The 13,599-nt window shown below is 42.4% G+C and carries 11 protein-coding genes; 8 read left to right on the top strand and 3 right to left on the bottom strand.

All coding sequences use genetic code 11. From position 1 onward, the window contains the following. Positions 1–16: 16 nt before the first annotated feature. Entirely contained in the window at positions 17–2,269 is a 2,253-nt protein-coding gene (locus ASD24_RS18510) for an AraC family transcriptional regulator (RefSeq protein WP_056698710.1), read from the bottom strand. Between the two features lie 405 nt (positions 2,270–2,674). On the opposite strand from ASD24_RS18510, the gene ASD24_RS18505 reads away from it, so the two are divergent. The 3 genes from ASD24_RS18505 to ASD24_RS18495 all read left to right on the top strand — a co-directional run bounded on the left by ASD24_RS18505 (position 2,675) and on the right by ASD24_RS18495 (position 6,165). After that, a complete protein-coding gene (locus ASD24_RS18505) occupies positions 2,675–3,580 on the top strand; it encodes an ABC transporter permease (protein WP_186380926.1) in 906 nt (301 codons plus the stop codon). Between the two features lie 30 nt (positions 3,581–3,610). Further along, on the top strand, positions 3,611–4,510 hold the full coding sequence (locus ASD24_RS18500; RefSeq protein ID WP_056698705.1) for a carbohydrate ABC transporter permease: 900 nt from the start codon (positions 3,611–3,613) through the stop codon (positions 4,508–4,510). 98 nt (positions 4,511–4,608) lie between these two features. Next, entirely contained in the window at positions 4,609–6,165 is a 1,557-nt protein-coding gene (locus ASD24_RS18495; RefSeq protein ID WP_397339571.1) for an ABC transporter substrate-binding protein, read from the top strand. 164 nt (positions 6,166–6,329) lie between these two features. Here the strand turns inward: ASD24_RS18495 and ASD24_RS18490 are convergent, their stop codons facing one another. Then, a complete protein-coding gene (locus ASD24_RS18490) occupies positions 6,330–7,478 on the bottom strand; it encodes an MGDG synthase family glycosyltransferase (protein WP_056698700.1) in 1,149 nt (382 codons plus the stop codon). A gap of 50 nt (positions 7,479–7,528) precedes the next feature. Further along, positions 7,529–8,056: a phosphatase PAP2 family protein gene (locus ASD24_RS18485; RefSeq protein WP_056698698.1), complete on the bottom strand. Its 528-nt coding sequence runs from the start codon at positions 8,054–8,056 to the stop codon at positions 7,529–7,531. Positions 8,057–9,163: 1,107 nt separating this feature from the next. Between ASD24_RS18485 and ASD24_RS18480 the strand changes: the two genes are divergently transcribed. From ASD24_RS18480 to ASD24_RS18460, 5 genes are all read left to right on the top strand, one after another. Then, a complete protein-coding gene (locus tag ASD24_RS18480; protein WP_056698693.1) occupies positions 9,164–10,402 on the top strand; it encodes a glycosyltransferase family 2 protein in 1,239 nt (412 codons plus the stop codon). Between the two features lie 328 nt (positions 10,403–10,730). Then, positions 10,731–11,225, top strand: a complete 495-nt coding sequence (infC, locus tag ASD24_RS18475; RefSeq protein ID WP_056698687.1) for a translation initiation factor IF-3 — start codon at positions 10,731–10,733, stop codon at positions 11,223–11,225. 24 nt (positions 11,226–11,249) lie between these two features. Continuing rightward, positions 11,250–11,453, top strand: a complete 204-nt coding sequence (rpmI, locus tag ASD24_RS18470) for a 50S ribosomal protein L35 (protein WP_017689665.1) — start codon at positions 11,250–11,252, stop codon at positions 11,451–11,453. Between the two features lie 89 nt (positions 11,454–11,542). Then, positions 11,543–11,902, top strand: coding sequence for a 50S ribosomal protein L20 (gene rplT, locus ASD24_RS18465; RefSeq protein WP_017689664.1), 360 nt, complete (start codon positions 11,543–11,545; stop codon positions 11,900–11,902). A gap of 554 nt (positions 11,903–12,456) precedes the next feature. Next, positions 12,457–13,497 carry a BMP family lipoprotein gene (locus tag ASD24_RS18460; RefSeq protein WP_056698684.1) on the top strand — a complete coding sequence of 347 codons (1,041 nt, stop codon included), beginning with the start codon at positions 12,457–12,459 and terminating at the stop codon, positions 13,495–13,497. The last annotated feature ends 102 nt before the right edge of the window (positions 13,498–13,599 follow it).

Here is a 13,599-nt window from a genome sequence, read left to right as displayed (position 1 = left end):
TCGCTTTTTTGTTTCTTCAGGGCTCTGAATGTAATTCTTTGCGGCGATAATCATTAGGCGTAACTCCATTAAACTTCTTGAACATGCGATAAAAATAGGAGCTGTTCGTGAAGCCTGTTTTCTCGGCAATATCAGCAACGGAGTTCTCAGTCTCAATTAACAGATCTTGAGCTTTCACAATACGAGTTTCATTAATGACATCAGTTAATCCTTTTAGAGTCAGTTGCTTATAGAGCCTACTTATATAGATTGGAGACATGTTCAGCTCTTCTGCAATAGAAGTAACGCAGAGGTTTGTGTCCGCGTAATCCCGTTCAATAATGCTGTTAATTCGGCGGATCAGCTCATCATGTTTAAGTGTGCGTTTCTCCTCCACCTTGGAGCCTAATTCATCGAACAGTTGATAGAAGTGAGCATGTACTTCATTGAGATCTTCGGCCTCATGAAGAGGCAGCATCGTCCCATCCGAGATAGAGTTAAGCGTCAGTTGATTGTTCTTTTTGAGTGTGTTGCGAACATGGTTTAGTGTCATCGTAAGATGTGAGAGAGCTAGCTGGAAGACATTGAACGGATACGTCGCCGTTTCATTTACGATCGTGGTGTACACCTGTTTGGCTTCCTCTGTTTTACCTGTCATCAAATAATCAATGAGCTGTTTTTCCTTGCCAACAGGGAAGGCATACTCCTTAGCATGATAGGCCATGATGTCTGACGTGTACAATAGACAGCCAGAACCATGAAATAGTCGATGTAGTGAAGCCTCTGCGGATCTTGCATAAGATGCGATGCAATCCTCAAGAGACTTTTCTTCTGGCCCGATTGTGAATGATATGGAGCATTTCAGATGTAGCATGACCGCATCCTGTAGCATTAGCAGCAATTCCTCGATCTTATGCTCTCCAGTACGCGTTGAATGTTGACCCGAATCTTTCTCGTTAAAAATTAGAGTAATCAGATCCCCGCCCATATCTATGGCCTCGGAATGATGGGTAGTTTCAATCGTTTCTGTACATATGTTCATCATCGCGTATTTAACCAACTTAACCTCGTCCCGATAGGTATCACAGAAATCGACAAAGTGATCGATTCGAAGCAAAACAAGTCGAGAGCTACGCTGCACGTCTAAGGATGAACCATAGAATTTCAATCGCTCGGCAAGTAATCCACCCGTAAAGGTCTCGCGTCTCTGGAGAGCTCCCCGCAAATAATCTTGTCTGAGAATATGCAGGCTTCCTCGCCGCTCTGCTTCCATCACACGCATACGCACGAGAACCTTATCAATAGGATGATACAATTTGCGCGATACAAGGTAAGACAAGAGCACACCAGCAACTAATAGACCAAGACAGAATAGGACGGTATGGGTTCTCATATTCCGGATGTCTGTAGTGATCAGATCGTAAGGTGTAATTCGCACATATCGCCAGCCTAGATTGTCAGGAGAGGTGTAGGTAATAAGTGATTTCTCCCCATCCACTTCTGCGGTAAAGAATGCGGACTGGGCTTCATTTTGCATAATGGGCTGTATAAACGATTCATTAGAGAGATCCTTCATTAATGCACGTTCACCAAAATCAGACAATAGCTGTCCTTTTTCATTAATAATGAATGTATTGCCAGGCTGATCCTCCGAATTGATGTTGGGACTAAGCCAGTCATCCTTAATGTTTACAATGACAGCATAATTCAGCTTGGCATTGTCGTTGATGGTGTCATAGCACAAATAGGTATAACTGTTGACCTCGGTTTCCTCCGTTGTGCCAACCTGATATGTACGTGGGATGGGGACAAAGGGTTTATAGTCATGAAACTGTCGGAGAATCTCAGTGATCCCGTGATCATCAATGTCAGAAATAGATTGTTGTCCGGTACGAACACCATCTGAACTGATGAAAAATTCATTACTTTTGGAGTTGTATACATAGATGGATTCAATAAAAGGAAGGGACATGCGGTAGTTATCGAGCTGCTCCATGGCTGGAGTAATTTCATATATGCTCGGTTTGGAGTATAAGAGTAGAGCGGAAATCGTGTAATCCTGATAAATCTGATAAGACAATGATTTGGCGGTCTCGGTCATCTTGGAAACTTCACGACTCGCCTGTGTGAGACTATCCATATCGGTACGATAGACTTGGCGAAGAGCAATGCGGTTATAGTTGGCGTATAAAATGACAGAAGCAACAAGCAAGGTAGCGACAGTGCTGATGATAATGCCAACCAGAATTCGTGTAAACACTTTTTGGCTGTCTTCCGAACGTTTACGCACTACTTTTCCCCTCCATTTCTTCTGTATATATGATAGGTGAAGCGTAGTTTTGAACGAGTGAAGTTCATTCACAGATGTCCATAGTCATCCTGAGCTGGCAAAATAAATTATATATTATGTATGCGTTTACATCAATGCTATACATAGAGTTTGGCTGTCATTCTAAACGTAAAGTTCAACTTTCGCTTGATTGTTCACTACGGCTAGCGTATGTACGATATCAACATTTGTGAACACTCAGCTGTTCATTTCACTGTTCGTTCGAATTGTTCATATTCACTTTAGCAAGATCGTTCATTTTCCGGACAGATGATTCAGTATTCAAGAGCGACAGGGGCACCTACAATAAAAACCAGAGCTACACAGCGCACCAGCGCCGTCAAGAAATTCGGGAGGGATCGAGCCATGCTCAAAGAATTGAACAAAAACAAAATGATGTTTCTGATGCTGCTACCTACACTGATCTTTTTTCTGATTAACTCGTATTTTCCGATGGTCGGCATCTACTACGCGTTTACGAGGTATGATTTTGAAGGTGGTTTGTTTGGTAGCCCATTTGTAGGTTTGGAGAACTTCAAGTTTCTCTGGCAATCAGGAATGCTTCTGAAGCTGACCACCAATACCGTAGGTTACAATCTAGCCTTCATTATATTGGGGAACGGACTCGCTATCTTTTGTGCAATCATGTTAAGTGAGATTAGGGGAAAAGTGTTCAAAAAAGTGACCCAATCCGTTATGTTTCTACCGTATTTCATTTCATTTGTACTATTAAGTGTAATCGCTTACAACATGTTTAACTATGAATCCGGGTTTGTGAATACGGTGCTGAAGCGCTTCGAGGCAGGGCCGGTTGATATCTATAATACGCCGTGGATCTGGGTGTTCCTGATCATCATCTTCTATCTATGGAAGAACCTCGGTTACAGCATGGTCATCTATTTGGCTGCCATTACAGGCATCAGCGATGAATACTATGAGGCGGCTCGGATAGATGGAGCGAATATCTTTCAACGTATCTGGTATATTACGGTTCCGATGTTGAAACCAACGTTTGTTATTCTGCTGCTCTTCTCATTAGGAAGCATTATGAAGGGGCAATTTGATCTCTTTTACCAACTGATCGGAAACAACGGGGTGCTGTATAATGCCACCGATATTATTGATACCTACGTATACCGCTCGTTGAAGGTGACCTTTGATATTGGCATGGCGACGGCTGCTGGCCTTTATCAATCCCTGTTCGGTTTTATTCTCATCATGACAGTCAATTACATCATTCGCAAAGTGAATGAGGATTACGCATTGTTCTAGAACGCCCAATAGGCAGAAGGGAGACCTACTATGCATACTCGTGCCAGAGATTCGGAATTTACGATGCTCTTTCAAGTGATCGCGTACACCTTTATTTTGTTTCTTTCCATCATCTGTTTAGTGCCATTTCTACTCATTCTGTCTGGTTCATTCAGCAGTAATGAATCCATCGTGAGGGATGGATACCATCTGTTTCCCACTGATTTCTCCCTGGAAGGTTACAAAATGGTATTCAAATTCCCTACACAAGTACTCAAAGCCTATGGCGTCACTGTATTTACGACTGTTGTAGGAACTGCGCTTGGACTATTCTTCATCACCATGGCAGGGTTTGTATTACAACGCAAAGATTTTAAATACCGGAATACATTCTCCTTCTTCATCTACTTTACGACCTTATTCGGTGGAGGACTTGTACCTTGGTACATCATGCTGGCGAATTACTTTAACTTGACCGATACGTACACCGTATTGATCTTCCCAGGGCTCATGACACCATTTCTCATCATTCTAATGAAAAATTTCATTCGATCTGCTGTTCCTGACGAGCTCATTGAGTCTGCCAAAATTGATGGGGCGAATGACTTCCGCATTTACTTCAGTGTTGTATTAAATTTGGCGATGCCTGGCATTGCCACAGTGGGGCTTTTCCTTGCACTCGGATACTGGAACGACTGGTTTACATCATCGCTCTTTATCAACAACCCGGATATGTATCAATTGCAATTCTATCTATACAACACGATGAACACGATTACGTTTATAGATCAGATGGCGATTGGAACAGGGATTACACTTAGTCAGGATGTGCCCACTGAATCAACCAAGATGGCGATGGCGATTATCGTGACTGGACCGATCTTGTTCCTGTATCCATTCGTTCAACGTTATTTTGTTAGAGGTCTGACGATTGGTGCGGTTAAAGGTTAGAACGCGAAACCGATGGGGATTCTGGGCTGTGGCAATCTAAACTGCTCTGTCTACATCGAATCTGCGCTAACATATACGTTTCACCACAAAAAGGGAGGATGCATATGCGAAACAAAACATTTCTTCGGCACCTGTCTCTAATTATTGCCTTAATGATGTTTGCTGGGGTGCTGGCCGCATGTAACACAGGTTCGGGGGAATCGACACAAGGTAGTGCAGAGGGAGGCTCTTCAACTTCCAGAGGAGACAAAGTAACCCTGCAATTCTACATGCTTGGTGATGCACCGAAAGACCTACCGACCATTGAATCAGAAATTAATAAATTGGCTGAGGCTGATCTGAACGTCAACGTCAAATTCAACTACACCTCTTGGACAGACTGGGATCAAAAATATAAATTGCTGCTCTCCTCGGGGCAACCGATAGACCTTATCTTTACAGCCGATTGGACATTCTACCAGTCCTATGCTAAAAAAGGTGCGTTCCTAGCGCTGGATGAAATGCTGCCTAAGGTTGCACCGGCTCTGCAAGCGCATGTACCAGAGGATATGTGGAATGCTGTCAAAATCAATGATAAAATCTATACAGTTCCTTCCACATGGATTGAATATGTAACCGAAGGCATTGCGTACCGTGAGGATTTACGTGAGAAGTATAATTTGCCTAAACCTGAATCTATGGAGACGCTCGAAGCTTACCTTGAGGGGATCAAAGCGAATGAACCGGATATGATACCGATCGCAGACAGCAATGCAAACCATACGCATGGCATTCGTCAATTGAACTCTAAACTCGTAAATACAGCTGGTCAGTTACCTTATGGTCTGGATATCATGTATGATTCACCGTCCAATGTTGCTTCCTATTGGGGTTCAGCACAGCATCTGGAAGATCTAAAAACCTACAAGCGCTGGATGGACAAAGGGTTTTTCCCGAAAAACGTACTGAATGTGAAAGACACTTCTAATTCATTGCTGCAAAATGGCAAAGCGGCTGTGATTCTCTCAGGAGAGAATCCGAACAAATTCAATGCCGACGTAATTAAAATCCAGTCAACACACCCTGATTGGAAGTTGGGTTATTTCCCATACCCGAATGCGAAAGGGTTTGCACAACCGGTTCATCCGATTCATAACGGTTTTGCAATTCCGCGTAGCAGTAAAAATCCAGAAAGAGCACTCGCATTTTATGAGAAGCTGGTTACAGATAAACGATACAACTGGCTTACTGAGTATGGTGTAGAGGGTAAAAACTTCGAAGTACAAGATGGCTACTACAAAATGATTGGCGATGCTCAAACGAATGGCTTCCCACGTGAAGGCATGAATGGCTGGGCATGGCGTAATCCGGAATTCATGCTGTATGACAAGTCATTTGACGATGTCCTGAGCATGTTCGAGGAACTCGACAAAATTAAGAAGCCTGATATTTTCACTGGATTTGCAGAGGATTGGACACCTTATCAGGCTGAAAAGGCAGCATTGGAGCAAGTGGAGAAACAGTATCTTTACCCGCTAAACGTAGGCTTAGTAGCCGATGTCGAGACAGGACTGAATACATTTATGGAGAAGGCAAAGCAGGCTGGACTTGAAAAAATCCAAAGTGAATATACGAAGCAGTGGCAAGAATATCTGAAATCGGCTGGGATTCAATGATCTAGTATTGATATCGCACGGATAACCTTATACCCGATACCCAACAAAAACTGCGTTAATTCCGATATGGGAATCGCTGGCTCTGCTACTTTAAACCCATACAAGAAAGGGTACCTTCATAACGAAGATACCCTTTTTCGTATAGATATGAGTTGTTAGAAGCGTTAAACGCTTGACTGATCGGATGGATAAGAACGAATTTCTAATAGATCAATGATGCTCTGCGCACTCTGTGTTGGATGATACTTGGCAATCTGAGCCAAATGGCGTTTACGTTTACGGACAATATCCGGGTATTTATGTAACAGCCGATTCATCCAGTTCACTACAACATCTAGGGAAGTGATCGCTTCTCCAAGGCCTCTAGAAGTAAAATAATGAACGTTCTCTTCTTCCTGACCTGGAATCGGATTATGAAATAACATCGGAATACCCTTGGCAAGACCCTCACTGCATGTCATTCCACCAGGCTTGGTGATGAGCAGATCGGAAACCTCCATTAGTTTGTCTACCTCGTTAGTGTACCCGATGATATGAATGTTTTCTTTTTGATATATAGGATTCTGTTCCATGCTGATTCTTACTTTGTCATTCCGCCCCAAGCAGAAAATGAGCTGAATATCCTTGTGCCAACGGGTAAGCATCTGATTCACAACTTCATCACTGAGCATTCCCCAACCACCGCCCATGACTAATACGGTAGGCATATTTTTCAAATTGAACCTGCTCTGGATCTCATCACGTCCGGGGTGCTCCCAAAAGTTAGGGTGAACAGGTATGCCTGTTACTCGAATTTTGTCTACAGACACACCTCTCAGCATCAGTTTGGACTTCACCTCATCTGTAGAGACGAGGTATAAGTCCACCTCAGGGCTGATCCAGGTACCATGAGCATCATAATCAGTAATCACAGTACACAGTGGCACTTGCACGCCCAATCGCTTCAACCTGGATATCACAGCACTTGGAATGGGATGTGTACAAACGATGACATTTGGACGAAGCTGACGAACAATACTGCGTGTATGAGTATAGAACAGCTTATGCAGCGCCAAAGTAGTCAATCGATTTAGAGACTTTTTATACTGATGTTTGTATACATAGCCGACTAACTTGGGTTGGTTGGTAACGGTTTTTTTGTATGCAGTAATAATCAATGGTGCAACCCGGGGGTTAAGGAAGCTTCCGAGTTCTAGAACTTTGGTCTGCACATCGGTAGAAAGTTTGCGCAAACTGCTGGAAAGGGCGTATGCCGCTTGAGTGTGTCCTGCACCAAAACCTTCTGATAATAGTAATACTCGTTTTTTCTCCACGCTTGATTCACCTGTTCCTGCTAGGTTTTCCTTCGTCTAACATATCGACTTTAAGTCCAGAATGCAACTGTCGCGAGTGCGACCAAAGTACCGATTGTAGCACCAGCAAGGACATCGGAAGGATAATGCAACCCCAAGTATATTCGGGAGAATCCGACAACAAGCGCTACAGGCAATAATACGCTCAGAAGAAATGGATCCATCGTCATAAATGGCACGGTAACCGAAAAGATCGCGGTGGTGTGTCCAGATGGGAATGAATGATCGGTCAAAGGATTACGAAACGTAATCGTGTCTGGTAATGCAAGGTAAGGCCGTATACGAGGATACAGCTTCTTGGCGATAGCCACGGGAATATGACTAACTGCTAGAGCTACACAGGCTTGAAGTCCTGTTGTATTCCATGGAGCCGGTGCGAGCAACCATATCAATAGTGAAATGGCGATGGATGATGTCGCCCCGCCCAGATGGGTGAAGTAATAGAGCCAAAAATTCATAAAACGATTATGAAGTCGACCATTAATCCACATAAACACATTTCGATCATACTCTTGAAACTTAACAAATAAACGGCTCATATTGGCCTCCTGCCAGTCAGGCCGCCCCAGAACGTGTCTCATAACTTGCTGAAGTACATCTTTTACCGCCTTTCCCTCTCTGCTGAGTCACTTTCCCTTGACGTGCCTCGGCACGCCAGCGGAAAACTTCCTTACTTGGAACGGAAATTCGGCAAAATCTGCTTCCTTCAGAATTTTCTGACACGCCCTAATCGGCGGCAGTATTTCCGGGTAAGTTCTGGTTCCGGTTTTTTGTCCTGATTACTATATAACCGTTTTTTAGAGGTTGTTCAAAAAGTCCGCTTTTGATTACGAAGGATGCGCGAGCGGCATCGCAGCATCGAATATGGAATTCAGCCGAAATAAGCGGGATGCTTACGAAGCTTGTTTCCTTCGGAAACATATAGTTGCTCACGTAGTTTGCCTACGCTCCGCTACTCCATTTCTATCTTCGTCCCATCTTCTCGGTACTGAAAAGCGTCCTTTTTGAACACACACTTTAAGATGCCTGGGTTATTTCAGGGATATGTTTATCATATTTTTAAATGTTGTCCTTTTCAAGAAGAAGACATGTGAAGAAAGTAAATTTCATGTTAAAGTGTGGATGAAAACCCAACTTAACATTTTGACTTGGACGAGCCAAAAAAGATACAATGATTCAATGCTGCTGAAATGAGGTAAAGAATTGTGTGATTTATATTAAACTTTTGTTGAACTTTTTGGGCTTGGTTTGCGTTATTTAGATATGTAGACTCTGGAGCTATATAGGTATCTTAGAAAAAAAGCAGGGACTATAGAAATAAAAAACAAGCAAACGGCTGAAAATAAGACATAACTGGCATGAATGCAAGTGTACAGTGTCGCGGAGTGCCAATTTAGCGTTTAATGTTCACATTTCTGCTTCAGGAAGTGAAATTGCGGTTTTGACAAATGGCTAAAAAGAATCCAAAATCGATAAAGCAGCCAATTAGGTTCTAGCCAAGTTTGAAACATTGTTCAAAGCACTCACGTAGTATTCAAAAGAACAGGGTCATATTCTGCACAACAAAAAAAATAAGATGCAGAAGCAGGAAGAGAAACGCTTGTAGGTTAGTAATGGGTTTGAATAAAAGGGGGTAACAGAGAACGATGTTGGACGCTATATTCGTCACGCTGCAGGTGCTACTTGCACTGCTAGCTGTGTACCAATTCACGTTTTCGCTGTTCGGTCTGTATAAGAAAAAGAAAAAGAAAAATTATCCAGCGACAAAGTCATTTGCTGTACTGGTCGCTGCACACAATGAGGAACAGGTCATTGGTGCATTGATGGAAAACTTGAAAGAACTTGATTATCCAGAAGATCTGTACGATGTATTTGTTATCTGTGACAACTGTACAGATGGAACAGCTCAAATTGTTAGAGACCATGGATTGAACGCATGTGTTCGTACGAATGCGGATCTCAGAGGTAAAGGATATGCCATTGAGTGGATGCTCAAATATCTGTGGAAATTGCCACGTCAGTATGATGCAGTTGTTATGTTTGACGCGGATAACCTGGTAGATCGTAACTTTTTGCTTGAGATGAACGATGACCTTTGTAATGGAGCGCGCGTGATCCAAGGTTACATTGATACAAAGAATCCAGAAGATTCTTGGATTACAGCAGCGTATGGCGTATCGTACTGGTACATTAACCGTCTGTGGCAGTTGTCTCGTTACAACCTGAACATGGCGAATTTCCTTGGAGGTACAGGGATGTGCTTCGAGACTAATTTGCTGAAGGAAATTGGTTGGGGTGCAACGAGCTTGGTAGAGGATTTAGAGTTTACGATGCGTAGTGTGCAACGTAATGTCTATCCGGTCTTCAACTATGATGCTAAGGTGTTTGATGAGAAACCGTTGACGTTCAAAGCTTCAGCTAGACAACGTCTTCGTTGGATGCAAGGTCACTTTACTGTTGCGCGGAGATATTTCTTCCCGTTGCTGTGGCAAAGTATCAAAGAAAGAAGCTTGGTCAAATTCGACCTTGCTGTATATGGTGCCAACGTATACGTAGTATTGCTAACCTTCTTGCTGACAGCAGTAATGTGGGTAGATACAGCGGTGTTTAATGGTCCGAATATCGCCAATGTGTATGGGTACTTCCCATTATGGGTAGGATTTGTAGCAATCGGTTTGAACATTTTGACGTTCTTGCTGTCAATGGCGCTGGAGAAGGTTACTTTTGCCAAAGTATATCTATACCTGGTGTTGTTCCCGATCTATCTGCTCTCTTGGTACCCAATTACGTTCTATGCGTTCTTTACACAGAACAACAAGCAATGGAGCCACACTCAACATACACGTGTTGTACGTTTGGATGAGGTGCAGAGCAAACAAGGGTAATGCTTATATCTTATACTTGAGTAGTTGGTGAGCGGGTTTACAATGGTTTGAAATTAAAATTGTAAAGCTGTTGACAATGACTACTACAGGTGGTATAGTATTCAAGTGCGTTAAACAAATAGTGATATGGAATCACAAGAAGAAGTCCGACTTCTCACCTGACCAACAAATGTTGGCTGGTCAACGATCCCAATAATTTATGAAGTTGTATACTCATGAAGAATTGTGTTGATTACAGGGATGTCGGTAGTTTAACCGGCATCCCTTTTAATTTTGTATTACAGTATTGAAAATGACCTGGAGGTGGACGGTTATTAGTAAAGATCACATGATTAATGATGAGATTCGGGCGAAAGAAGTACGCCTTGTCGGAGCTGAAGGAGAACAAATTGGGATCACGCCGATTCGTGAAGCACTACAAATGGCGATTGATCTGAACTTGGATCTGGTCAATGTGGCACCACAGGCTAAACCGCCGGTGTGTCGCATCATGGACTATGGCAAATTCCGCTATGAGCAACAAAAGAAAGACAAAGAAGCCCGTAAGAACCAGAAAATTGTTGATATTAAAGAAGTATGGTTCCGTTCCAATATTGAGGAGCATGATTATCAAACGAAGCTTCGTAATGTAGTTAAGTTTTTGAAAGAGGGCGACAAGGTGAAATGTTCTGTTCGTTATCGCGGACGTGAAATTGCACATGCCGCCATTGGTCAGCGGATTTTGGAGCGCGTTAAGGTGGAAGTTGAAGAACTTTGCACTATCGAGCGTCAACCAAAATTGGAAGGCCGCAGTATGATCATGATTCTGGCTCCTAAAGCCTGATAACATTGAAGGAGGAAACACAAAATGCCTAAAATGAAAACACACAGCAGTTTGAAAGGACGCTTCAAAATTACCGGTTCCGGTAAAGTCCTTCGTTACAAAGCTCACAAAAACCACTTGCTTTCCCACAAATCAAAACGTGCTAAGCGCGTTCTGAATGGTAACCCAGTTATGGCTGCAGGTGACGTGAGACGTTTGAAACAAGGTTTGGCTAACCTCAAAGGCTAATTCAGTACAATACATTCCGTATGGGGGATCGGCTACGGCCGTACACATACCACGGATACATTTAATATTTATTTGGGAGGTTCTTTAATATGGCAAGAGTCAAGGGCGGTTTTGTAGTACGTCGTCGTCATAAAAAGGTTTTGAAACTGGCAAGAGGTTATTTCGGTTCCAAACACCGTATTTTTAAAACAGCTAACGAGCAAGTAATGAAATCCCTGGTATACGCATACCGTGACCGTCGCAACACGAAACGTAACTTCCGCAGACTGTGGATCGTTCGTATCAATGCTGCAGCACGTATGAATGGTTTGTCTTACAACAAACTGATCCATGGTTTGAAACTTGCTGGTGTAGATATGAACCGCAAAATGTTGGCTGATCTGGCCGTTAACGACATCAATGCGTTCAACTCTTTGGCTACTGTAGCTAAAGGTAAAATCAACGCCTAAATTATATTTATACAAGCCGCCGTACCTATGGCGGCTTTTTTTACGCCAGATTCTGCGTGAAGAATATACAACTGTCAGGAAGGGTACACTTAAAATGGCAGTAAAGGGTATGAGAGCATTGTGGTAGTACATAAAACCCGAATCATTAAATAGTGCAAATGAAAAAGACTTATTATTAGTTGATGACCCTCAATATGGAATATATTTGTTATATAACATCACATCGTTGTAACGTTAGCGTGTTAAACTGCTAAATTTTTAAGCGCTTTCAACAATAAAAGTGCAAAAATAAGTGGTTTTTGGTTATGAAACATCTAGATTTTAACACTGGTTAAATGTATAATCACCTCTAGTAGGCAAGTCCTAAACTTTTCTCTCTAGTCATAATGTTCGGTTTTTCGACAGATGATCCGGTAAAGTTAAGTGTAGAATGTGTTTATTATGTCGAATTAGGCATACATTCCACAACCAAACCGTGCTTGGCATCTGTTCTTCCGATTCATATGAGCCTAGGTAGAAATTAGGTATATATCATTAAGGGGGAACTAAAGAAAATGAAGAAGATGCTCAGCTTGTCTTTGGTCATGTTGCTGGCAGTATCCGTAATGCTCGCAGGTTGCGGAAGCAAACCAAAAGAAGAAACAAATGCCGGAGGAACTACGGGTGGCGAAGCTACTGAAGCGAAATCCGATTTGAAAATTGGTATGGTAACTGACGTAGGTGGAGTTAACGATAAGTCCTTTAACCAATCCGCTTGGGAAGCTCTGCAAGCAACTGAAACTGAAACAGGTGTAGCCGTTAAATACCTGCAAAGTAAATCCGATGAAGAGTACATTCCTAACTTGAACGAATTTGTTAAAAATGGATATGACCTGACTTGGGGTATCGGTTATCAGTTGGAGAAAGCGATCAAAGATGTAGCTGATCAAAATCCTGACTCAAAGCTTGCGATTATTGATAGCGTAGTGGATTCTCCTAATGTTAAATCAGTTACTTTTGCAGAAGAAGAGGGTTCTTTCCTTGTAGGAGTAGTTGCTGGTTTGACTACGAAAACAAATAAAATTGGTTTTGTAGGTGGAGCTGAGAGTACTCTTATCAAGAAATTTGAAGTAGGCTTTAGAGAAGGAGTAAAAGCAGTTAATCCTGATGCTCAATTCATCCCCAACTACACAGGTGCATTTGATAAACCTGATCTTGGTAAAGCAGCAGCTGCTACAATGTATAACCAAGGCGTAGACATTATCTTCCACGCTTCCGGTGCTACAGGTAACGGTGTGTTCAACGAAGCAATTGCTCGTAAGAAACAAGGTCAAGATGTATGGGTTATCGGTGTTGACAAAGACCAATCTCTTGAGTTTGGTGATGAAATAACATTGACTTCCATGATCAAAAAAGTTGACGAAGCGGTTAAGCGCGTTAACCAAGAAGTTGTTGATGGTACATTTGCTGGTGGTTCTGAAACATTGACCTTGAAGGATAATGGTGTAGGTATTGCAGATACTTCTACTGCTAATGTTCCTGCTGATGTACTTGCTAAAGTTGACGAGTACAAAGAAAAAATCATCAACGGCGAAATCAAAGTACCTACTGAGTAATCGATTTCGAAGTTATGCAAATGAATAGTCATGGAGGCCGGTCAAGACCGGCCTTATGATTGTCATGAGACTTGTTCTAACATCTAAGAATCATCTGATCCA

Origin of the sequence: Paenibacillus sp. Root52 (genome assembly GCF_001426865.1) — a bacterium.
Lineage (GTDB): Bacteria > Bacillota > Bacilli > Paenibacillales > Paenibacillaceae > Paenibacillus.
This window is presented reverse-complemented; position numbering and strand designations above follow the sequence as displayed.

Coding starts and splice junctions, on each gene's coding strand:
- rplT (WP_017689664.1), top strand. CDS start 11,543: ATGGCAAGAGTCAAGGGCGGTTTTGTAGTACGTCGTCGTCATAAAAAG.
- ASD24_RS18505 (WP_186380926.1), top strand. CDS start 2,675: ATGCTCAAAGAATTGAACAAAAACAAAATGATGTTTCTGATGCTGCTA.
- ASD24_RS18460 (WP_056698684.1), top strand. CDS start 12,457: ATGAAGAAGATGCTCAGCTTGTCTTTGGTCATGTTGCTGGCAGTATCC.
- ASD24_RS18500 (WP_056698705.1), top strand. CDS start 3,611: ATGCATACTCGTGCCAGAGATTCGGAATTTACGATGCTCTTTCAAGTG.
- ASD24_RS18495 (WP_397339571.1), top strand. CDS start 4,609: ATGCATATGCGAAACAAAACATTTCTTCGGCACCTGTCTCTAATTATT.
- rpmI (WP_017689665.1), top strand. CDS start 11,250: ATGCCTAAAATGAAAACACACAGCAGTTTGAAAGGACGCTTCAAAATT.
- ASD24_RS18485 (WP_056698698.1), bottom strand. CDS start 8,056: ATGAGCCGTTTATTTGTTAAGTTTCAAGAGTATGATCGAAATGTGTTT.
- ASD24_RS18480 (WP_056698693.1), top strand. CDS start 9,164: ATGTTGGACGCTATATTCGTCACGCTGCAGGTGCTACTTGCACTGCTA.
- infC (WP_056698687.1), top strand. CDS start 10,731: ATGATTAATGATGAGATTCGGGCGAAAGAAGTACGCCTTGTCGGAGCT.